Consider the following 21,323-nt stretch of genomic DNA (forward strand, 5'->3'; position numbering starts at 1 on the left):
GCGTGAAGTAGCTGACGAACGCAACATACGGGCCACATAACCGCAGGTCCCCGCCCCACGCAGGCTCCCAGCCCTGGAAGCGCTTCTCTTAATCAAATCCAGACCTACCGCCTATGCGCGGCACTCGGTTTGTCCCCCGTCTCCCCTGCACCGCCGCCTTCCCTGTCCCTGTATTGGGGCGATGGGTGTCACATCGAAACACCCTCCGCTGGACCGCTCACGCGCCAGGCTCGACGATCTCCGCTACGCGCGCCTGCGTCCGCGCCGACGGCTCGATGGCGGCGCGGAGGTGGATGTCCTCGGCCCGCTCCATGTGCGGACGGACGATCATCTCGCCGAGGAAGCCCGCGAGGAAGAGCTGCACGCCGAGGATGACGAGCATGATGCCGAGGAAGAACAACGGACGGTTCGCGATCGGCGTCCCCATGAACCACCCGACCGAGAGCCACAGCGAGATCGCGAAGCCGCCGAGGAACGAGAGCGTCCCGAACCCGCCGAAGAAGTGCATCGGCCGTCGCCCGAACCGCGTCACGAAGACGACGGTGATGAGGTCGAGGAAACCACGGATGAAGCGCTCCAGCCCGAACTTCGTGCGGCCGTGCTTGCGGGCGTGGTGCTGCACGGCCTGCTCGGCGATGCGATTGTACCCCTCCCACTTCGCGAGGAGCGGGATGTAGCGGTGTAGCTCGCCGTAGACGCGGACATGCTTGACGACCTCGGCGCGGTACGCCTTCAGCCCACAGTTGAAGTCGTGGAGCGGGATGCCGGAGACGAGGCGCGTGACGCCGTTGAAGAACCGGCTCGGGATCGTCTTCGAGAGTGGGTCGTGGCGGGTCTGCTTCCACCCGGAGACGAGGTCGGCACCGTCCTCCAGCGTACGGATCATCTGCGGGATCTCGGCCGGGTCGTCCTGTAAGTCGGCGTCGAGCGTGACGACGTAGCGCCCGCGCGCGCGCTCGAACCCGACGGCGAGCGCGGCGCTCTTGCCGTAGTTCTTGCGGAAGCGGACCCCGGCAAAGCGCGGATCGGCGCGGTGCAGCCGCTCGATCACGGCCCACGAGTCGTCCGTCGAGCCGTCGTCGATCAGCCATACCTCGAACGATCGGCCGGTCGGCTCGATTGCGGCGCGGATGCGGTCGGCGAGCTCCGGCAGCGACTCCGCTTCGTCGAGGAGCGGGATCACGAGGGAGAGATCGGGGGCGGGCTCGGGCATGGCCTAAAATAAACGCGGGGGCACGACGGCGTCGTACTCCCGCAAACCCTGTCATCGCGAGCGTAGCGAAGCAATCTCCTCCGCAGAGCTTGACCTCAGGAGATTGCCACGTCGCTTCGCTCCTCGCAATGACAATCTCGGCTCAGGTGTCGATCGTGGCGTACTTCGCGTTGCGCTCGATGAACTTGCGGCGGGGCTCGACGGCGTCGCCCATCAGCGTGGAGAAGATGCGATCGGCGGCGGCGGCGTCATCGACGGTCACGACCTGGAGCACGCGCGTCTCGGGGTTCATCGTGGTATCCCATAGCTGCTCGGGGTTCATCTCGCCGAGGCCTTTGTAGCGCTGCACCGAGACGCCACGGTTGCCACCGAAGTCGGTCATGATCTGCGCGAGTTCGGCGTCGGTCCAGCAGTAGTGCTCCTCCTTGCCCTTCTTGGCGCGGTAGAGGGGCGGCTGCGCGATGTAGACGTAGCCCTTCTCGATCAGCGGCCGGAGGTAGCGGTAGACGAGCGTGAGCAGCAGCGTGCGGATGTGTGCGCCGTCCACGTCGGCGTCCGTCATCAGCACGATCTTGTGGTAGCGGAGGTTGTCGGCGTTGAACTCGCCGTTCTCCACGCCCGTCGCGAGGCCCGTCCCGAGCGCGACGACGATGTTCTTGATTTCCTCGTTGTCGAGGATCTTGTCGAGCCGCGCTTTCTCGACGTTGAGAATCTTCCCGCGGAGCGGGAGGATCGCCTGGAAGTGACGGTCGCGGGCCTGCTTCGCCGAGCCGCCGGCGGAGTCGCCCTCGACGAGGAAGACCTCGCTTTCGGCCGGGTCCTTCGAGGCGCAGTCAGCGAGCTTGCCGGGGAGGCCGGCCCCGCCGAACGCGTTCTTGCGCTGGACGAGTTCGCGGGCCTTGCGCGCGGCGGCGCGGGCCTGCGCGGAGAGCGTCACCTTCTGGATGATCCGCTTCGCGTCGTTCGGGTGGTCGTCGAGCCACTCGGCCAGCTTCTCACCGACGAGGCTCTCGACGGCGCCCTGCACCTCGGAGTTGCCGAGCTTCGTCTTCGTCTGCCCCTCGAACTGCGGCTCCTGCACCTTCACCGAGAGCACGGCCGTGAGCCCCTCGCGGAAGTCGTCGCCGGAGAGGTCGATCTTGACGTTCTTGAGCAGGCCGTTCTTGTCGGCGTAGGTCTTGAGCGTGCGTGTGAGGGCGCGGCGGAAACCCGAGATGTGCGTCCCGCCCTCGTGCGTGTTGATGTTGTTGACGAACGAGAGGACGTTCTCGGTGTACGCCGCGTTGTAGCGCATCGCGAGCTCGATCGGCACGTCGCCGTTGTCGCCCTCGATGAAGATGGTGTTCTCGAGGATGGCCTCGCGCGTCTCGTCGAGGTACTCGACGAACTCCTTCAGGCCGCCCTCGGAGTGGTACGTCTCGTTGCCGAGCTCCTCATCCTCCTCGCGCTTGTCCTCGATCGTGATCGTGATGCCACGGTTGAGGTAGGCGAGCTCGCGCATCCGGTCGGCGAGCGTCTCGAAGCGGTACTCGCGAACGAGGAAGATCGAGTCGTCGGGCCAGAAGTGGACGTGGGTACCGGTCACCTCGTCGGGCTCCATCGGGCGGAGCTTGTTGAGCGGCGTGACGGGCGCGCCCTTCTCGTAGGTCTGCTGCCAGACGAAGCCCTCGCGGCGGATCGTCACGGTGAGCGTGTTCGAGAGCGCGTTGACGCAGCTCACGCCGACACCGTGGAGCCCGCCGGAGACCTTGTACGTGTCCTTGTCGAACTTGCCGCCCGCGTGCAGCACCGTCATCACAACCTCGACAGCGGGGCGGTTCTCCTTCTTGTGGATGCCGACGGGGATCCCGCGGCCGTTGTCCCACACCGAGATCGAGTTGTCCTCGTGGATCGTCACCGCGACGCGGTCGCAGTAGCCGGCGAGCGCCTCGTCGATGGAGTTGTCGACGACCTCGTAGACGAGGTGGTGGAGCCCGCGCACGCCGACGTCGCCGATGTACATCGCGGGGCGCTTGCGGACGGCTTCGAGCCCTTCGAGAACCTGGATATTATCGGCCTCGTACTGCCCGGCCACTCTGCCGGAGACCGGCACGCGCACCTCTTCGTCACGACCGTTCAGGTCTAGCGTTTCATCTGCCATACATCCTCGGAATCGGGGGATTCGGTTCTATCATACAGAGCCCCTAAAATACCGCCCTGCGGCACCAAAAAGGGGGCTTCGCCAATCTTTTGTCCTACCCCGGACGGCCAGATTAGTTCGGCGTTTCGAGCACCTCGGCCATCGCTTCGAGGAAGGTGGAAGTGCGGTCCAGCCAGTGCGTCAGCACACGGTCGAACCCGCTCCCGGAGGCGACGGCGAGGCGGGCCGCCTCCTGCTGCCGCAGCCGCGCCTCTTCGACGAGGGCCGGCGGTACGTCGGGATACAAGCTCAGCAGGCGCTGATGGACGACGTGGAGTTCGCGCGCGAGGCGCGCCAGCGTCAGCCGATCCTCGAACGCCTGCACGAACGCTGCCCGCTCGTCCCGCTCCACGGCGAGGCTGACGCGGAGCCGGGAAACCAAGCTGCGCAGCGTCGGCAACGCCTCACGCAGATAGTCCCGGACCGGCTGCACGTCCTCCTGTCCCGAGGGGTCGCGCCCGGCTCGCCGCTCTGCCATCGCGTGGCGAACCTCGGACGCCGTGCGAAGCGTCGAGAGCAAGGCCATCACGTGGAGCTGCTGCGTGTTGGAATCAGGCATAGGGGTAAAAAAGTAGGGGCGACCGGCCGGTCGCCCCTACGGCAAATCGAGAGAGGCGAGACCTTTACACTTCGAGGTAGCGCATGAACTCCTGCACGCGGAGCGAGAGGTCATCCTCCGTCTCCTCCTCGTTGAACACGGCCGTCACGCGGTAGCCGTTGTGCTCCAGGAGGTAGCGGATGCGCGCGGTGTCGATCACGTTCAGCTTGAGCGTCACGCGGACGAGCGCGGGGTCGCCGCCGGTTTCGAGCGGCATCTGCGCCGAGACGGAAAGCGCGCGCCCGCCGCTCTGCTCGATGAAGTGGCTGAGCTGCGTAAGCGAGTAGTCCCGCGTCGGCACGTCGAGCACGATGATGGTGCCGGGCCGCCCGGTGGCGAGCATCGCGGCGAACACCTCGAACACCGTGCTCCGGCGGACGACGCCGAGGTACTCACCATCTTCGACGACAGGCAGCACGCTCAGCCGGTGGATGACGAGGAGGTTCGCCGCCTCGAACACGTGGGCGTCCGCCCCCACGCTGACCGCGCCGAGCCCGGCGACGGTGCTCAACTCCACGCCCGGCGTCGTCAGCTCCACCACTTCCGCCTCGGCGACGAGCGCCGCGAGCCGACCTTCCGCGTCCACGACGGGCAGATGCTTCACGTCGAGCCCGGCGAAGCGGTAGACCGAGTGCCCGACCGTGTCGGTCGGGGCGAGGGGGTCGATGTCGAGGTCGATGTACTGTTGGACGGTCATGGGATCGGGAGGCGAGGTGCGCGGCACCGGAGGCTCCCCTCTAATTTGGCAAACGTCGTGCCACGACGGCTCTCTCCGCTACCGTGTTCCATCGTGCGGCGCTACGGCACGTCTCGGGTAAGCTCGCGCGAAACCGGTCAGCGTGGCAGCGACATTCCTTCCGGGTAGACGCAATAGAAACGCGAAACGTAACGGAGAGGGGTCGAAGCGTACCGTCATCGGTTTCTCACAGCGCCATGCCTGCTTCGCCGTCGGCGGCCCCGTCACCGCCGGGGGCGAGCGTGAACTGCTCGAAGCGGGCCAGCATCCGGTCCAGCTCGGGCGCGTTCTTCCGGGACGTGCGAAAGCGGAGGCGGAGCGCCGGCTGCGGCGCGTCGTCGTACTCCTGCGCGAGCACGGTCTCCTCTTCAAGCACCTCGGCCACGCGGTGGACGTAGGCCCGGCTCTTCGGCTCGGTCACCGGCAGCAGCGCCGTCCGCTCGACGTAGTCAGACTCGATGAGCCCGAGGAGCGATTCTTTTAGCTGCTCCAGCCCGATGCCACGGAGCGCCGAGACAAACACGGCGTGCTCGTACTCCGACTGGAGCGACTGGATCAGTCCGCGCTCCTCCAGCACGTCCATCTTGTTGAAGACCATCAGCGTCGGCTTGTCGCGCGCGCCGAGTTCCTTCAGCGTCTCGTTCACAACGCGGATGTGCTCCTCGAAGTTGGGATGGCTCGCGTCGACGACGTGGAGCAGCACGTCGCTCTCGCGCGTCTCATCGAGCGTGCTCTTGAAGCTCTCGATGAGCTTGTGCGGGAGCTTGCGGATGAACCCGACGGTGTCGGAGAGCAGGATCGGCTTGTTCGTGTCGAGGTAGACCTGCCGCGTCGTCGCGTCGAGCGTGGCGAAGAGGCGGTTCTCGGCGAAGACGGCGGCGTCGGAGAGCGCGTTCATCAGCGTGCTCTTGCCGGCGTTCGTGTAGCCGACGAGGGCGACGCGGGTCTGGTCGCCGCGCCCCTTCCGCTGCGTCTGACGCTGCTTGTCGATCTTGTCGAGTTGGTCCGAGAGCACAGCCATCCGGCGGCCGATGAGGCGGCGGTCCGTCTCGATCTGCGTCTCGCCCGGTCCGCGCATCCCGATGCCGCCCTTCTGACGGGAAAGGTGCGTCCACTGCCGCGTCAGCCGCGTTTTGAGGTAATCGAGCTGCGCGAGTTCGACCTGAGTCTTCGCCGTCGCCGTCTTGGCACGGCGGGCGAAGATGTCGAGGATGAGCCCCGAGCGATCGACGAGCTTGCAGCCGAGCGTCTTCTCGAGGTTGCGGAGTTGGATCGGCGAGAGGTCGTCGTCGAAGATGACCACGTCGGACTTCCGCTTCTCGACGAGGGCCTTCAGCTCCTCGACCTTGCCCTTCCCGATGAACGTCGCGTTGTGGAGCTTCGGGAGCGACTGCGTGACGCGGTCCGTGACGGTCGCGCCCGCCGTGTCGGCGAGCTGCTCGAGCTCGTCGAGCGCGTCGTCGAGCTCGGCCTGCGTGGTGTTCGGTGTGAGGACACCGACGAGGAGCGCGGTTTCGCGGGTGGTGGCGTCGTGGGGAAGCTGGGCTGCGGACAAAGGCGCGTCGGGATGGTGTGGGGGTCCGTTCTAAAGCGGAGAGGTTATATGTGCAATCGGTAAGCCGGTTGCGCAAAAGGGCTGCGGGGATGAGGAAATATCGTGCAGACCGCATGCCGACGGCGTGTCACCGGCGGCGTCCGCAAAAAGTACTACCCGCGTCCTCCCGTCGTGGACTACGTGCCGCCTACGCCGCGACGGCCTCGGGCTTCCACTGCATCGCCACGAGCATCTCGGCGAGGAGGAACGCGAGCGCGAGCGCGAGGAACACGTTCCACAGTTCGACGCCCGTCCGCTCTTCGGTGAGCTGCCGCGCCGCTGCGAGGCCGCGCCCGCCTGCCGCGTCGAGCACGCGGACCTCGGCCCCCGTCGCTTCGGCGAGCCGCCGCTGCGCCTCCTCCGGAGCCAGCACGGCGAGGTCGGACTCGCGCGCGTCGGGGTTGAACGCAACACGGCGGACCAACCGCTCGCCGTCCATCACATCGTACACGCCCGGCTCGGTCACCCCGCTGTCGATCTCCAACAGCACGCCGCCGGGCACGCTCCGCTGCTCGGGCACGAACTCGGCCCCGGCCCCGACGATGCGGAGCCCTTCGGACGCCCCGGCAACGCGGAGCGGCGCGGGCTGCCGGACTTCGAGCGATTCGCCCGCGTCGGCGTCGGCGGCGAGGTAATAGACGGCGCGGTAGAGGAGGGGTACGAAGAGGCCGCGCACGGGGAAATCGCTCCAGCGTGGGTCCGGGGCGACGGCGAAGACGAGGGCCGTGCCGGAGCCGGAGCGGATCTCTTGCAGGAACGGCGCGCCCGTGGAGAGCCCGATGAGCGTGTTCTCATCCCCCGCGCCGGGCTGATACGGCCTCGCGAGCGCGATCGTCGGACTTTCGAGCCGAGGCTGCCCCGCCGCGTCCTCGAAGATCCCCTCGAAAAGCGGGTGCTCCAGGTCGACGCGGCCGAACTGCGCCACCGGCCGCGTCCCGCCGAGTTGGCCGACGGCCGCGCCGAGCCGCCCGCCGCCGAGCGCGGTGAAGAGCGCGTCGTAGTCCGCCGCCTCCGCGCGCTCATTCGGGAAGACCATCAGCCCGCCGCCGCCCTGCACGAACCGGGCGAGCGCCGCCCGCTCCCCGCTCGCGAGGCTCTCCGGCCCCGCGAGCACGACCACGTCGAACGCATCCAAGTCCTGCGCCGCGAGCGCCGATTCCGATACCGTCGTGACCTCGAACCGCGAGCCTTCGCCGCCGAGCCCGAGGGCGAGGTCCACGAGGTCGGCCCGCTGCCCGGCGCCTTCGACGAGGAGGACGCGCCGCGTCTCGGGGACGTGGAGCACGAGGTAGCGCGTGTTGTCCCACTCGAACTCGTCGGGCTCGGTGCGGACCTCACCGCGGAGCCAGCCGCGCCGCTGCGGCGTGGCCGTGAGCCGGACCGTCGCCGGGACGTTCGGGCTGAGGTCGGCCGAGGCCTGCGCGACACGCTCGTCGTCGAGATAGAGGCTCGCCGTGTACCCGTCGATGGGGTCGGTACCGTAGTTCACGAGCGTCGCCTCCACTTCCACCGGCTGCCCGGCCTCGACGATCCGGCTGAGCACGCGGGCGTCCGTCACCGCCACGTTCGTGTGCACCCGCTCGCCAACGGGCAGGAGCGTGAGGCGCACGCCTTCAGGGGCGGGAATGCGCGTCGAGTCGAGGAACGTCGAAGCCTGCAGGTCCGACACGAGGAGCACTTCCCGGTTCAGGTTCTCCGCCCCTTCTAGCAGGGCGAAGGCTCGGCCGACGGCGTTCCCCGCCGTCCCTGCGCCCGACTCCGCTCCCAACTCTGCGACGGCGTCGAGCGCCGGTCCGGCGTTGCGGAACGGCGCGGGCCGCGTCGCTCCCTCCGCCGCTGTGCCGACGACGAACAGCTCGTCCCCCACCTCCGACGCCTCGACCACGGCCGAGGCCAGTTCCTTCGCCTGCGTCATCAGATCGCCCTGCGCGTCACGCACCGTCATCGAGAGCGAGTGGTCCACGACGAGCGCCGTCGAGGTCTGCACCTGCCCGCCGAAGACCGTCGCCCACCCGCTCTGCACCGTCGGCCGGGCGAAGGCTAGGACGAGGCAGGCGATCGCGAGGGTGCGGAGCGCGAGGAGGAGCCACTGCTTGATGCGGACGCGCCGCATCGTGCTCTTCTGCAATTCCTTGAGGAACGCGAGCGACGAGAAGTCCACCGTCCGCGGCTTGCGGAAGTTGAAGAGGTGGATGAGGATGGGGATCGCCGCCGCCGCGAGGCCGAGCAGGACGAGCGGGTTGAGGAAAGCCATAGGGGAGCGTGAACGACGGGGCGGGCGGGAAGATGCGGCCAACGGGCCCGCGATAGCAACGGGCCACGCCGCTCACTTCGTTTCTCACTATCGCTCAGCGCAGCGGTGTCACCCGGCGCATCGCCCCAACGTCCCCGGCCATCGCCGAGCCCCCGCCCGCTACAACTCGTCGACGATCTCCTTCCACGGGTTGCGGTCGAGCACCCAGCGGTAGTACGCCGCGCCGAGCCAGCCGTGGTAGAGCCCGAGCGGCCACACGTTCCGGTGCCGGAGCCAGAGCGGGGCGTAGGCCGCGCCGAGCGCCGTCGTCGCCGCGGTGAGCTTCCAGTTGGGGACGTGGACCGACCCGAACGCGACGGCCGAGAGCGGCGTGACGGCCCACGGCCCGAGCCCGGCGTCGTCGAGGTGGCGCGTGACGAAGCCCTGCACGAGCGTCTGCTGCACGATGCCCCACGCGGGGTAAAGCGCCAAGAGCGGGAGGAGGTCGGCGTCCACCGTCAGCGTCCCCTGCGCCGCGCCGACGACGACCATACCCGTAATCGCGCCCGCCGCGAGAATCGAAGTGTCGCGGAAGGCCGGACCGAGATCACGGCCCGTCAGCCCGAGATCGCCGAGGAAGCCCGGCTCCGTCGCCGCCCGGTAGCCGACGTAACTGCCCCACCCACCGGCCGCGAGCGGGATGAACACGCCCGAGGCGTCGTGCGCCGAGAACACGAGGTGGCCGACACCGGTCAGCGCGACGGCGCCCATCTCCAGCCACGCGCGGGACGAAAGCGGCGGCCTCGCCTCGGCCCGGTTGATCGGGATCGTGAGCACGAACGACGGCGCGAAAGCCGGGCGGTCGAACGCGGGCTGCGAACGGCACGGCAGCGCGAGCGCGAGCAGAAAGAGGACGAGGACGGAGCGCACGCGGCGAGGCGAAGGTAGGGGCGCAACGTACTGCGCCCGGATGGGCGTGAGGTCGAACTCGAAGGTAGCGCCGGCCGCCACTGACACAGAGGTTTCACACGCGGAGCCGCATCTTCAACCCCGCCCGCGCGTTGACGTTTGCTACGCCCACCACGCCCTCCCCCAATGCCGAAAGCGAGCAAGAGCACGAAGAAGAAAGCCCTGAAGACCGCCACGAACGGCACGGCGAAGACCACCGCAAAAGCTGTCGCGAAAGCCGCCGACCGCTTCGCCGGGCGCGACCTCGTCGTGCGCGGGGCGCGGCAGCACAACCTCAAAGGGGTCGACCTCACGATCCCGAAGCGGCAGCTCGTCGTATTCACCGGGCCGTCGGGCAGCGGGAAGTCGTCGCTCGTCTTCGATACGATCTACGCCGAGGGGCAGCGGCGCTACGTCGAGAGCCTGAGCGCGTACGCCCGGCAGTTCCTCGAACGGATGGACAAGCCGGACGTGGACCTCATCACCGGGCTCGCCCCCGCGATCGCGATTGAGCAGCAGACGGGCATCAAGAACCCGCGCTCGACGGTCGCCACGCAGACCGAGGTCTACGACTACCTCCGCCTGCTCTACGCCCGCATTGGGACGACGATCTCGCCCGTCTCCGGCCAGCCCGTCACGAAGGACAGCCCGCGCTCCGTCGCCGAGACCGTGCAGCGCGAGCTGAGCGACGGCGCGCGGTTCTACCTCTGCTTCCCCCTCCCCGAGCACAAGGGCCGCAAGAAAGCCGAGGAGCTCGAAGCGCTCCGCGCGCGCGGTTTCTTCCGCCTCCTCGCCCTCCCCACCGACAAGCAGATCGAAAGCGGCCAGCAGGCCGAGACCATCGACCTCAACGAGACCGAGCCCGCGAAGGTGACGACGCCGAAGAGCCGCCTCCTCGTGCTCGTCGACCGCCTCGCCGTGCGCGCCGGCGACGAGGCGACGACGGGCCGCATCGCCGACTCGGTCGAGCAGGCGTTCCGCGAGGGCGGCGAGCGGGCGCTCGTCGTGACCGCACCGCGCGAGGGGAGTCTGGAGATCCACCCGTTCTCGGCCCTCTTCGAACGCGACGGGATGACATTCGAGGAGCCGACACCGCAGCTCTTCAGCTTCAACTCCCCGCTCGGCGCGTGCCCGACGTGCCAGGGCTTCGGCCGCGTGCCCGGCCTCGACGAAGACCTCGTCATCCCGAACCCCGACCTCTCGATCCGGCAGGGCGCGATCGCCCCGTTCCGCACGGACCAGTGGGGCAAGCACCTTCGCGACCTCGTCCGCGAGGCGGCCCGCGTCCAGTTCCCCATCGACACGCCGTACATCCTCCTCACCGACGAGCAGCAGCGATGGGTGTGGAACGGCGAGGGCAGCTACGTCGGCATCCGCGGCTTCTTCCGCTACCTCGAGAAGAAGTCGTACAAGATGCACTACCGCATCTTCGCCGCGCGCTTCCGCGGTTACACGACGTGCCCCGATTGCCACGGCTACCGGCTCCGGCCCGCCGCGCGCTACGTCCAGATCGGCGGCCCCGACACGGGCGTGCCCGCCCACCACATCGGCGAAGTCTGCGAGTTGACCACGGCCGACGCCAAAGAGCACTTCGACGACCTCCAGCTCACCGAGTATCAGACCGCCGTCGCGGGCCGCGTGATGGAGGAAATCCGCAAGCGGCTCCGCTACCTCGTCGACGTCGGGCTCGACTACCTCACGCTCGACCGGCTCTCGCAGACGCTCTCCGGCGGCGAGTCGCAGCGGATCAACCTCGCCACGAGCCTCGGCTCGTCGCTCGTCGGCTCGCTCTACGTCCTCGACGAGCCGACCGTCGGGCTGCACCCGCGCGACAACGAGCGGCTCATCAAGATCCTCGAAGGGCTCCGCGACATCGGCAACACCGTCCTCGTCGTCGAGCACGACGAGGCGATGATGCGGCGGGCAGACCGGATCGTGGACATCGGGCCGGGCTCGGGCATCCACGGCGGCACCGTCGTCGCCGAGGGCACGTTCGACGAAGTCGTCGCCGATCCGGCCTCGCTAACCGGGCAGTACCTCTCCGGCGCGAAGTCGATTCCCGTCCCCGCGACGCGGCGGCCGGTCGATGCGGAGCGCGTGATCGCGGTCGAGAACGCGCGGCAGAACAACCTCAAGCGGCTCGACGTGGATTTCCCGCTCGGGATGATCGTGTGCGTGACGGGCGTCTCAGGCAGCGGCAAGTCGACGCTCGTGAACCAGACGCTCTACCGCGGGCTCCAGCGGCTGAAGGGCGTCGAGGTGGACGGCAAGATCGGCGCGCACGATGCCATCCGCGGGCACGAACTGATCGACAGCGTGGAGTTGGTGGACCAGAGCCCGATCGGGCGGAGCCCGCGCTCGAATCCGGTGACGTACATCAAAGCGTTCGACGCGATCCGCGCGATCCTCGCCGAAACGCACCAGGCGAAGGTGCGCGGCTACAAGCCCGGCACGTTCTCGTTCAACGTCCCCGGCGGGCGCTGCGAGGTCTGCCAGGGCGATGGCGTCGTCAAAGTCGAGATGCAGTTCCTCGCCGACCTCTACCTCGAATGCGAGGCCTGCGGCGGCAAGCGCTTCAAGCAGGACGTGCTCGAAATCCGCTGGAACGGCAAGAACGTGGACGACATGCTCTCGATGACCGTCGACGAAGCGGTCGAGTTCTTCGCCGACGAGAAGCGAATCGCGAACAAGCTGACGGTGCTCCAAGACGTGGGGCTCGGCTACCTCCAGCTCGGGCAAGCGTCGAACACGCTTTCCGGCGGCGAGGCGCAGCGCGTGAAGCTCGCCGCCCACCTCAGCCGCCCGGCGTCCGACCACACGCTCTACCTCTTCGACGAGCCCACGACGGGCCTCCACTTCGACGACATCGAGAAGCTGCTGCGGGCGTTCAACGCGCTCGTCGCCGAGGGCCACTCCATCGTCCTCATCGAGCACAACCTCGACGTGATCAAGGCCTCGGACTACGTTCTCGACCTCGGGCCGGAGGGCGGGCGGCGCGGCGGGTTCGTCGTGGTGGCCGGGACGCCGGAGGAGATCGCGGCGGTCGAGGAGAGCCACACCGGACGGTTCCTCCGCGATGAGGGGGTCGGCGCCTCGGCGTGACGCCGGGCGGCGGCGTATCACGTCTCTGCTATAACTTGGCAGAACTTCCGGCGCGTTGCGCAGGTAGATGTGTGTTGCGTTTTTTACGGCACGTGCCGCCTGACGCGGCGAAGGCCACCCACGGCCTCCTTCGACTTCCACGCCCTACCCGCATGAGGGTCTGCGACCTCACGCACGCTTACACCGACACCAGCGGCGGCATCCGTACCACGATCGATGCGAAGCGGCGCTACATCTTGGAGCACACGGACCACGAGCACGTCCTGATCGCGCCCGGCGCGCACGACGCCGTCGAGCACGGCGACCGCACGACGACGATCCGTGTGGCGGGCCCCGTCATCCCCGGCGCCGCGCCGTATCGCTTCTTTCTGCGTGCGGACAAGTTGAAGGCCGCCCTCCGCGCCGTGCAGCCGGACCTCATCGAGTTGCACACGTTTTATACGTCGCCGTGGGCGGCGTTCTCATACAGGAACGAGCGCGCGGAGCGGCCCGTCGCCGTCACCGCGTTCTATCACACCGACCTGCCATCGGCGTACGTGCAGCCCGTCGCGGCGAAGCTCGGCGCGGCGGTCGGCGAGCGGGCGAAGAGGTGGGCCGAGGCCTACGTCCGCGCCGTCTTCGATCGGTGCGACCGCGGCTTCGCCGTCTCCGACGCGCTCGTGGGCGTACTCGAACGGATGGGCGTCGCGGTCCCGCTCGCCGCCGTCCCGCTCGGCGTCGACCTCGACACCTTCCACCCGTCGCGCCGCGACCCCGCGCTGCGGGCCAAGCTGGGCGTGGCGGACGACGACCTGCTGCTCGTCTACGCCGGCCGGATGGATTCCGAAAAGCAAGTCCACGTGCTCGCCGACGCCGTCGAGCACGTGGACGCGGCGCTGCACCCACGGCTCGTGCTGGCCGGGCAAGGCCCCCACCGCGCGGCGCTCGAAGCGCGCGCGGCAACGTCGCCTCGACTGACCGTGCTACCCTACCTCGAAGACAAAGCCGCGCTCGCTCGCCTGCTCGCCTCGGCCGACGTGTACGTCACGGCCGGGCCACACGAAACGTTCGCCCTCTCCGTTGTGGAAGCGCAGGCCTCTGGTTTGCCGGTCGTCGGGGTGGAGGCGGGCGCGCTCGTGCACCGCGTGCCGCCGTCGGTCGGGCGGCTGGGTCCGGTCGGCGATGCGGTGGCGTTCGCACGCAACGTGGAAGACGTGGCGGCGCGGCGCGGCGCGCTCGCGGCAGCAGCGCGGTCCCACGTCGAGGCACGGTTTTCGTGGAGCGAAACGTTCCAGCGTCTCTTCCGGGAATACGAAGCGGCCCTATACTCTACGCGCGCGATAGCGTACGCACCGAGCACGCTATGAGCCATTCGCTCCGCCCCGGACCATGCCGAAAAGGCACTAAATGCTTCTTTCCTGTGAATATCTCCTGTGAAAAGGCGATGCCGTCCCGGCCCGTACAAACAAGCGTACCCTCTCGCACGTAGTCACCCCCGTTTCGCACGGCCCCACCTGCCCCGAGCGCTCATGCTCCTCCCTTACCACGCAGCAGCGACGAGCGGCGACAGCGCCGCTCTACCGCTCCGCGTCGCCCTCTTCACCGGCAACTACAACCACATCGCCGACGGCGTCTCGCTGACGCTGAATCGGCTCGTGGCGTTTCTGGAGGCCTACGGCGTGGAGGTGCTCGTCTTCGGGCCGACCGTGGATGAGCCGCCCATGAGCCACGCGGGCACGCTCGTCCCCCTCCCGTCGGTGCCGGCGCCGGGGCGGCCGGAGTACCGGCTCACGACGCGCTTTCCGCGCTCGGTGCAGCGGAAGCTGGAGGCGTTCAACCCCACGCTCGTCCACCTCGCCACGCCGGACTTCGCGGGCTTCCGCGCGCTGAAGTGGGCGAAGAAGCGCGGCATCCCCGTCGTCGCCTCATACCACACCCACTTCTCGTCGTACCTCAAGTACTACAGCATATCGGCGCTGGAGGGGGTGTTCTGGGAGTACGCCCGCTGGTTCTACGGCCAGTGCGAGCACGTCTACGTCCCGAGCCGCTCGATGGCCGCCGTCCTCCGCAGCCACGAGATCTCCGACGACCTCCGGCTGTGGGAGCGCGGCGTCGACACCGACCGTTTCCACCCCCGCCGCCGCGACCCCGCGTGGCGCCGCGCCCTCGGCGTCTCCGACGACGAGGTGCTCGTGACGTTCGTCGGCCGCCTGGTGTGGGAGAAGGGGCTCCACGTCTTCGCCGACGTGGCCGAGGGGCTGGCCGCGCAGGGGCTCCCCGTGCGCCCGCTCATCGTCGGCCACGGCCCGGCCCGCGCCGACCTCGAGGCGCGGCTCCCCGGCACGCTCTTCGCCGGCCACCTCGGCGGCGGCGACCTCCCCCGCGCGTATGCCTCGTCGGACATCTTCCTCTTCCCCTCGGACACGGAGACGTTCGGGAACGTGACGCTCGAAGCGATGGCCTCCGGCCTCCCGACCGTCTGCGCCGACGCGACGGGCTCGAGCGAGCTCGTGCAGCACGGGCGCACGGGCTACCTCGCCCCGCCCAACAGCTCCGCCGCGTTCCTCGACGCCACGGCCCGGCTCGTCCGCGACCCCGAGCTCCGCACGCGGATGGGCGAGCACGCCCTCGACCGCGCCGAGCACTACGGCTGGGCGGCCGTCTTGGAACGGCTGCTCTCGTACTACCACGAGGTCCTCGCCCAGCACGACACCCCGCCCGTGCCGAGTGGCGTCGAGCCTGCGCCCCTGCCTACCGTAGTCCCCGCGATCTCCTGATCGGGAGCGCTGAGCCCGTCCCTCACGTGCCGCCTCGGAGCCGGCTTTTGCGTCGCGTTTCGTAGCTTGCCAGATCCGACACCCCGTCGGGCCTCTCCCCCGCAAGCGCCCCCCTCCGATGCGACGGCTCCGTCTGCTCCCTCTCCTCGCGGCCCTGCTGCTCGCGCCCGCTGCACTCGCCCAGTCGGACTACGGCCAGACCGAGTTTGCCAACTCCGGCGCGGCCGAGGCGCAGACGCCGTTCCTGCGCGGCCTCCTCATGCTGCACAGCTTCGAGTACGAGGACGCGCGCGAGGCCTTCCAGGAAGCGCGGCGGATCGACCCGGACTTCGCGATGGCGGCGTGGGGCGAGGCGCTGACGCACAACCACCCGATCTGGCAGGAGCAGGACGCCGGCGCCGCCCGTGCCGCGCTCGCGGAGCTCGCCGAGACGCCGGAGGGTCGCCTCGCGAAAGCGCCGACGGAGCGCGAAAGGGCATACCTCCGCACGCTCGACGTGCTCTTCGGCGAGGGCTCGAAGGAGGACCGCGACTTCGCCTACGCAGACGCCCTCGCCGACCTCTCCGCTGCCTACCCCGACGACCTCGACGCCGCCGCGTTCTACGCGCTCTCCATCCTCGGCACCGCGCACGAGGGCCGCGACTTCGGGATCTACATGGACGCCGCCGCCGTCGCCGAGGAGGTGTTCGCCGCGAACCCCGAGCACCCCGGCGCGGCGCACTACCTCATCCACGCCTACGACGACCCGATCCACGCCCCCCTCGGCCTCCGCCCCGCCCGCGTCTACGACGACCTCGCGCCCGCCGCCTCGCACGCGCTCCACATGCCGAGCCACATCTACTTCGCCCTCGGGATGTGGGACGAGGGGGCCGAGATGAACGAGCGCTCGTACGCCGCCGCCGCCGCTCGTGCCGAGCGCCGCGGGGAACCCCTCAATGGGCACGGCCGCCACGCCCTTCACTGGCTCCACTACGCCTACCTCCAGCAGGGCCGCTACGACGACGCGGCCGCGCTCATCGATCGCGTCGACGCGATGGCGGCAACGGATGAAACGCAGCGCTTCGCCCACCTTCCCGTTTCGCTCCGCGCCCATTACGTCGTCGAGACCGGCGGGCAGCGCGTGGCGGTGGAGAGCGGGACGATGGACCACCACTCCTCTTCGGTCCTCGTCGGCTTCACGGAGGGCTTGGCAGCGTATTACCGCGGGGACGGGGTCGCCCTCCAGCACGCGCTAGCGACGGTGCAGGCGGCCCTCGCCGCGGAGGACACGGCGAACCGACGGACCGATCCGCTCCGCATCCTCGGCCTCGAACTGGAAGCCCTCGTCGCGCTCGATAATGGCGACGCCGATGCGGCCCGCGCACTGCTCGACGAAGCGACCGACCTCGAAGACACCATGCCCATCGACTTCGGTCCGCCTAACCCGGCGAAGCCGTCGCACGAACTCTACGGCGAGGTGCTCCTCGACCTCGGGGAGCCCGCCGACGCGCGCTACCACTTCGAAGAGACGCTCGCGCGCTACCCGCGCCGGTCCCGCGCCCTCCTCGGCCTCGCCCGCGCCGCCATGCAGTCGGGCGACGAGGCCACGGCCGCCGCCGTCTACGCCGGACTCGCCGATATCTGGCACGACGCCGACGCCGACGCGCTCGCCCTCCCCGAAGTGCAGAAGCACGCCGCGATGGACACCCCCTAGCGACTCGCTTCCCCCACGTTCTCTCACCCAGGCAGAGACGCCATGGAACCCGACTTCGACGCACGCCACGCCGACCCCTACATTCCCAACCTCAGCATCGGCTACCTATTCTCTCGGAGCTGGCCGCGCTTCAAAGACCACCTCTGGCTGCTCGTAGGCACGTTCACCCTCTACGCCCTCCTCATCGGGATCGGCTCGGACACGTGGGACGGGGACCGGACGGGAGGCGGGCTGCTCAATCTCGTCGCGTTCGTCATCACCGGTCCGCTCACGGCCGGGCTCTACTGGATGATGCTCAAGGTCCAGCGCGACGAGCCCATCGAGTTCACCGACCTCTTCGCCGGCTTCGGCGAGTTCGGCCGCGCGTTCGGGGTGTACGCGCTAACGGCGATAGCGACCTTGATCGGGTTCATCCTCCTCATCGTGCCGGGGCTCATCCTCCTCGTCGGGCTGGCGCCGGGGCTCTTCCTCGTGATGGACGACGAGCTAGGCGTGATGGACACGCTGCGGAAGGCGTGGGACATGACGATGGGGCATAAGCTGCAGTTGCTCGCGCTCGGCGTCGTGCTGTTTTTCCTCACGCTCCTCGGCATCCTCGCGTTCATCATCGGGGTGTTCTTCACCGGCGCATTCGCCAGCCTCGTCGTCGCCGCCGCGTACGACGAACTCGCACTCGCGGAACGGTAAGGCGTTCGTATCGATGCTCCGCTGGATCCCCACCTTTACAGGGCTCGTCCTCACCGGGGTCAACCTCCTCCTCGGCGGCTGCGGGCGGGAGCCGGAGCGCCCCGATGCACCGCCGGATTCCACCGCGATGGCGGGCGTCATCATGCCGGACTCCGCCGACGCGCCGCCCGCCCCGCCAATTAACCCGTTCGCCGAGCCAGCCCGGCGCGCCCTCCGCATCGAGCTCGGGCTGGACGACTACCGGACCGTCGACGGCACGTGGGCAGGGGGCGACGCCTCGTCCACGTTCACCGCGTACTTCGCGGGCGACACGCTCCGGTTCATCGAAGAGCGGCTGAGCGCGGGCGCGTACGGGAGCGAATCGAACGTGTACTACTTCGCCGACGGCGTGCCGTTCTACGCCGTGCAGGACGCGGTGCAGGTCCGGCCCGGGCTCGACGGCGCAGCGCGGCGGGATACCGTGCGCCTCCGTGTTGCGCTCACGCCCGAGGGCGACCTCCTCGCCGCCGAGGGGACGGTGAACGGCGAGCGCGAGTCGGTCGACCGCGTGCTCGCCGACGGCGTGCGACAACACGCCGAGGCGCTGCGCGCGCGGGCAGCGGCGGGCGCCCGGCCTGCACTGTAGTTCACCCCTCCGGCGGGCTCTCCTTCCGCACCTCCTCCTCGGGCAGCACCTCGGCGTCCGGCCCCTCGTCCTCCCCATTGTCGAGCCAGTCGAGGTCGGTCGTGATCGTGTCGAGGACGGCTTTGAGCAGGCCCACGACGATGGGGCCGAGCACGATGCCCGGCACGCCGAACGTGTAGACGCCCGCCACGAGCCCGACGAACATCCAGTAGAAGTTGAGGACGTACGACTTCTCGGCGGCCAGCTTCGGGCGGACGATGAGCGAGAGGAAGACGGTGCTGATCCCGAGCCCGAGCACGAGCATCGCGAGCGCCTCCCACGGCGCGTCCTGAAAGACGAGGAGGTAGCCCGCCGCCGGGAGGTAGATCGTCCACGAGCCGACGACGGGGAAGAACCCGATCACGAAGGCGAGGAGCGCGAGCACGACGGGCAGCGGCACACCGAAGACGAGGTTGAGCGCGAGCACGAGCGCGGCCTTCATCGTCTGCGTGAGGAGCGTGCCGTAGACGGCGCCGTAGAGCACGCCCTGCACGTGTGTCTCCATCCGCTCGGCGAGCGCGGCGTAGCGCGGCGGCACCTTCCCCCGGAGATACGCCACGATCGTGTCCGCCCCAGTGAGGACGTAGAACGCCGTAAACAGAAAGACCGACGTGTCGACGGCGAACTCGGAGAGCACGTCCTGCACGCCCGCCGGCATCCCCGTCGCGAGCTCGGCTGCCCGCGCGAGCCCGCGCTCGATCGACGCCTGCGCCTCGACGTTGCCGACGAACGGGAGCCGCTGCACCGCTGCGCTGATCTCGGCGGCGACCTCCGCCGTGTGCGCGGCGAGGTATTCGGCGGCGTCGCGGATTTCGAGGTAGCCGTAGACGAGGAGCGCGAGCGCCGGCACGATCAGCAGCACGAGCGTCACGACGGCCGCCAGCGCCTCCCGCCCCGTCCGCTCCGCGACCCACCGGTGCACCGGCCGGAGGTACGCCGCGAGGATCCCCCCGAGCAAGCCTGCCACCAGCATCTCGTGCACCATCCACAGAAACAGGCTCAGCATGACGAGGAACAGCGCGCCCGTCACGAGCGCGCGGCGGACGTCGAGCGCGGGCACGTCGGCGAGGGCGACGCCGGGGCGGGCCGAGGAGCGAGGGTCCGAGGGACGAGGGGTCGAGCGGTCGGCCATGTTATTCCGGTTGAGGCGAGGGGGCGGCTTCGCCCCGGCGGAGCGCGACGACGAGCACCACGGCCCACACGCTCCCGAGTACGAACGCGGCGAGCACGTCGCTCGGCCAGTGCGCCCCGAGCCGCAGCCGCGCGAGGCCCACGACGCTCGCGAGGGCGAGCACGAGGAGCACGGCGACTCCCCGCTCGACCGTGCTCTCCGACCGCTCGCTCCAGAGGTACGCGAGCAGGCCGTACGCCCCGAGCACGCTGACGACGTGGCCCGACGGGTACGAGTGCAGCCCCATCGAGGCCACGCCGTCAGCGACGAAGTCCGGCCGCGACCGGCTCCACAGAGCCCACGCGGTCTGTGTGAGGAGCTTGCTCCCGAGGTAGGCGAGCGGGAACGACAGCGCGAGGAGCGGGCGCCGCGCCCGTGCCGCGATCACGAGCGCAGCGAGGAGGAGCGCGATGAGGACGACGGAGTTGCCGGGGCTCTCCCACCAGATGCCCCCGTTGAACGACAGCGGCCCGCCGTCCACGACCCGGCGCAGCGCGGCCTCGTCCCACGCCGCCATCCACACCTCCGCCTGACTCTGCCCGATCAGCACGAGCGCCACGGCCACGCCGACGGCCAGCCCCGTCCCGAGCGCGAGCGTGCCGAGCCAGCGCGTCCACGCGCCGGGGGGTAGCGCGTCTGCGCCTTCGCGGAAACGGTGCCACGTCGTGCGAGCGCCCGCCGCGAGCGCCCAGCCGGAAATCGGAGACATAAGGAGGAGCGTGGGAGGAGAAGAGGCCTTAAAGGTAGAGCATCGCGCCCTTCCCGTGCGTGCCGCTCCGTACGCCGTGCCGCTCACCGTCCACCGCGCCGCTCGCCGAGCCGGTCCCGACGACAATTTCACCCCGCCTCACCTTGCCTGCTCCGGGCGGCCCCGTTAGATTGACCGGTCGATGGTTCGCGCCGGGGCCGCCCGACGGCCCGCGGCGCACTGCGTTATCTATTAAACGCTTACATGCCGTGCTCGAACTCCTGCGCGAGGCCCGTTCAGTCCTGAACCTCCAGCGCGCACTCGCCGGCGACTGGCTGCCATCGACGCCCTCTCTCCCCGACGACGACCGCCCTGCCGCCATGTCGCCCGACCTCTTCGGCGATCTCCCCGATCCCTCGCAAGACTCCACGCTCTCGCCCTACGACCGCGTCGAAGCCCTCATCCCCGAGGGCTCGCCGCTGCGCGGGATGGACTCGCTCGGCGAGGTCTTCGACTGGCTCAAAGGCACCGTGCTCGTCCCCATCGACGAGAGCCGCATCAACCCCGTCCTCGGCACCGGCGACCCCGAGGCCGATCTGATGATCGTCGGCGAAGCGCCGGGCGCGGACGAGGACAAGACGGGCGAGCCGTTCGTCGGCCGCGCGGGGCAACTCCTCAACAAGATCCTCGAAGCCATCAACTTCGAGCGCGAGGAGGTCTACATCACGAACATCCTCAAGAGCCGCCCGCCCGGCAACCGCGACCCGCAGCCGGACGAGGTCGTGGCGCACATCCCGATCCTCTACAAGCAGATCGCGCTCGTGCGACCGAAGGTGATCCTTGCCGTCGGCAAGAGCGCGGGGAACGGGCTGCTCGGTAAGACCTCGTCGCTGGCCTCGCTGCGCGGCAAGTTCAACGACTACTACGGCCTCCCGCTCCTCGTGACGTACCACCCGGCCGCGCTCCTGCGCAACCCGCAGTGGAAGCGCCCGACGTGGGAGGACATGAAGCTCCTCCGCACCCGCTACGACCAACTCGTTCAGGCCTAAACCCCACGCTCC

At 69.2% G+C, this 21,323-nt stretch carries 16 protein-coding genes; 7 read left to right on the forward strand and 9 right to left on the reverse strand.

All coding sequences use genetic code 11. The features are described 5' to 3' along the window. Positions 1–217: 217 nt before the first annotated feature. The 7 genes from ABJF88_09485 to ABJF88_09515 form a co-directional block, all read right to left on the reverse strand. Positions 218–1,213: a glycosyltransferase family 2 protein gene (locus ABJF88_09485; GenBank protein MEP0547154.1), complete on the reverse strand. Its 996-nt coding sequence runs from the start codon at positions 1,211–1,213 to the stop codon at positions 218–220. 142 nt (positions 1,214–1,355) lie between these two features. After that, positions 1,356–3,353 (reverse strand): DNA topoisomerase (ATP-hydrolyzing) subunit B, encoded by a 1,998-nt coding sequence (gene gyrB / locus ABJF88_09490; protein MEP0547155.1) that lies wholly within the window; start codon positions 3,351–3,353, stop codon positions 1,356–1,358. Between the two features lie 112 nt (positions 3,354–3,465). After that, positions 3,466–3,951, reverse strand: a complete 486-nt coding sequence (locus tag ABJF88_09495; protein ID MEP0547156.1) for a hypothetical protein — start codon at positions 3,949–3,951, stop codon at positions 3,466–3,468. 64 nt (positions 3,952–4,015) lie between these two features. Continuing rightward, positions 4,016–4,687 carry a CBS domain-containing protein gene (locus tag ABJF88_09500; protein ID MEP0547157.1) on the reverse strand — a complete coding sequence of 224 codons (672 nt, stop codon included), beginning with the start codon at positions 4,685–4,687 and terminating at the stop codon, positions 4,016–4,018. A gap of 226 nt (positions 4,688–4,913) precedes the next feature. Continuing rightward, positions 4,914–6,281, reverse strand: coding sequence for a GTPase HflX (gene hflX / locus ABJF88_09505; GenBank protein ID MEP0547158.1), 1,368 nt, complete (start codon positions 6,279–6,281; stop codon positions 4,914–4,916). 187 nt (positions 6,282–6,468) lie between these two features. Next, a complete protein-coding gene (locus tag ABJF88_09510; GenBank protein MEP0547159.1) occupies positions 6,469–8,574 on the reverse strand; it encodes a BatA domain-containing protein in 2,106 nt (701 codons plus the stop codon). Between the two features lie 159 nt (positions 8,575–8,733). Then, positions 8,734–9,483, reverse strand: a complete 750-nt coding sequence (locus ABJF88_09515) for a CPBP family glutamic-type intramembrane protease (GenBank protein ID MEP0547160.1) — start codon at positions 9,481–9,483, stop codon at positions 8,734–8,736. 165 nt (positions 9,484–9,648) lie between these two features. Here ABJF88_09515 and uvrA point away from each other — a divergent pair, with 165 nt between their 5' ends. The 6 genes from uvrA to ABJF88_09545 all read left to right on the forward strand — a co-directional run bounded on the left by uvrA (position 9,649) and on the right by ABJF88_09545 (position 18,364). Beyond that, a complete protein-coding gene (uvrA, locus tag ABJF88_09520) occupies positions 9,649–12,603 on the forward strand; it encodes an excinuclease ABC subunit UvrA (GenBank protein ID MEP0547161.1) in 2,955 nt (984 codons plus the stop codon). A 152-nt stretch (positions 12,604–12,755) separates the two neighbouring features. Further along, the gene (locus ABJF88_09525; GenBank protein ID MEP0547162.1) at positions 12,756–13,949 is read left to right on the forward strand and encodes a glycosyltransferase; all 1,194 of its coding nucleotides are present in this window, start codon (positions 12,756–12,758) and stop codon (positions 13,947–13,949) included. A 162-nt stretch (positions 13,950–14,111) separates the two neighbouring features. Then, the gene (locus ABJF88_09530; GenBank protein MEP0547163.1) at positions 14,112–15,359 is read left to right on the forward strand and encodes a glycosyltransferase family 1 protein; all 1,248 of its coding nucleotides are present in this window, start codon (positions 14,112–14,114) and stop codon (positions 15,357–15,359) included. A 118-nt stretch (positions 15,360–15,477) separates the two neighbouring features. Further along, positions 15,478–17,052, forward strand: coding sequence for a hypothetical protein (locus ABJF88_09535; protein MEP0547164.1), 1,575 nt, complete (start codon positions 15,478–15,480; stop codon positions 17,050–17,052). A 42-nt stretch (positions 17,053–17,094) separates the two neighbouring features. Beyond that, entirely contained in the window at positions 17,095–17,739 is a 645-nt protein-coding gene (locus ABJF88_09540; protein MEP0547165.1) for a hypothetical protein, read from the forward strand. A 13-nt stretch (positions 17,740–17,752) separates the two neighbouring features. Further along, positions 17,753–18,364 carry a hypothetical protein gene (locus ABJF88_09545; GenBank protein MEP0547166.1) on the forward strand — a complete coding sequence of 204 codons (612 nt, stop codon included), beginning with the start codon at positions 17,753–17,755 and terminating at the stop codon, positions 18,362–18,364. A gap of 1 nt (position 18,365) precedes the next feature. Here ABJF88_09545 and ABJF88_09550 read toward each other — a convergent pair whose 3' ends face one another. Both ABJF88_09550 and ABJF88_09555 read right to left on the reverse strand, forming a co-directional pair. Further along, complete coding sequence (locus tag ABJF88_09550) at positions 18,366–19,535, reverse strand: AI-2E family transporter (GenBank protein MEP0547167.1); 1,170 nt, start codon at positions 19,533–19,535, stop codon at positions 18,366–18,368. A gap of 1 nt (position 19,536) precedes the next feature. Beyond that, on the reverse strand, positions 19,537–20,283 hold the full coding sequence (locus ABJF88_09555; protein ID MEP0547168.1) for a phosphatase PAP2 family protein: 747 nt from the start codon (positions 20,281–20,283) through the stop codon (positions 19,537–19,539). A 248-nt stretch (positions 20,284–20,531) separates the two neighbouring features. On the opposite strand from ABJF88_09555, the gene ABJF88_09560 reads away from it, so the two are divergent. Next, positions 20,532–21,311, forward strand: a complete 780-nt coding sequence (locus ABJF88_09560; GenBank protein ID MEP0547169.1) for a uracil-DNA glycosylase — start codon at positions 20,532–20,534, stop codon at positions 21,309–21,311. Positions 21,312–21,323 lie beyond the last annotated feature (12 nt).

This window comes from Rhodothermales bacterium (genome assembly GCA_039944855.1).
Classification (GTDB): Bacteria; Bacteroidota; Rhodothermia; order Rhodothermales; family JANQRZ01; genus JBBSMX01.

Coding starts and splice junctions, on each gene's coding strand:
- ABJF88_09485 (MEP0547154.1), bottom strand. CDS start 1,213: ATGCCCGAGCCCGCCCCCGATCTCTCCCTCGTGATCCCGCTCCTCGAC.
- gyrB (MEP0547155.1), bottom strand. CDS start 3,353: ATGGCAGATGAAACGCTAGACCTGAACGGTCGTGACGAAGAGGTGCGC.
- ABJF88_09495 (MEP0547156.1), bottom strand. CDS start 3,951: ATGCCTGATTCCAACACGCAGCAGCTCCACGTGATGGCCTTGCTCTCG.
- ABJF88_09500 (MEP0547157.1), bottom strand. CDS start 4,687: ATGACCGTCCAACAGTACATCGACCTCGACATCGACCCCCTCGCCCCG.
- ABJF88_09510 (MEP0547159.1), bottom strand. CDS start 8,574: ATGGCTTTCCTCAACCCGCTCGTCCTGCTCGGCCTCGCGGCGGCGGCG.
- uvrA (MEP0547161.1), top strand. CDS start 9,649: ATGCCGAAAGCGAGCAAGAGCACGAAGAAGAAAGCCCTGAAGACCGCC.
- ABJF88_09525 (MEP0547162.1), top strand. CDS start 12,756: ATGAGGGTCTGCGACCTCACGCACGCTTACACCGACACCAGCGGCGGC.
- ABJF88_09530 (MEP0547163.1), top strand. CDS start 14,112: ATGCTCCTCCCTTACCACGCAGCAGCGACGAGCGGCGACAGCGCCGCT.
- ABJF88_09535 (MEP0547164.1), top strand. CDS start 15,478: ATGCGACGGCTCCGTCTGCTCCCTCTCCTCGCGGCCCTGCTGCTCGCG.
- ABJF88_09540 (MEP0547165.1), top strand. CDS start 17,095: ATGGAACCCGACTTCGACGCACGCCACGCCGACCCCTACATTCCCAAC.
- ABJF88_09545 (MEP0547166.1), top strand. CDS start 17,753: ATGCTCCGCTGGATCCCCACCTTTACAGGGCTCGTCCTCACCGGGGTC.
- ABJF88_09550 (MEP0547167.1), bottom strand. CDS start 19,535: ATGGCCGACCGCTCGACCCCTCGTCCCTCGGACCCTCGCTCCTCGGCC.
- ABJF88_09555 (MEP0547168.1), bottom strand. CDS start 20,283: ATGTCTCCGATTTCCGGCTGGGCGCTCGCGGCGGGCGCTCGCACGACG.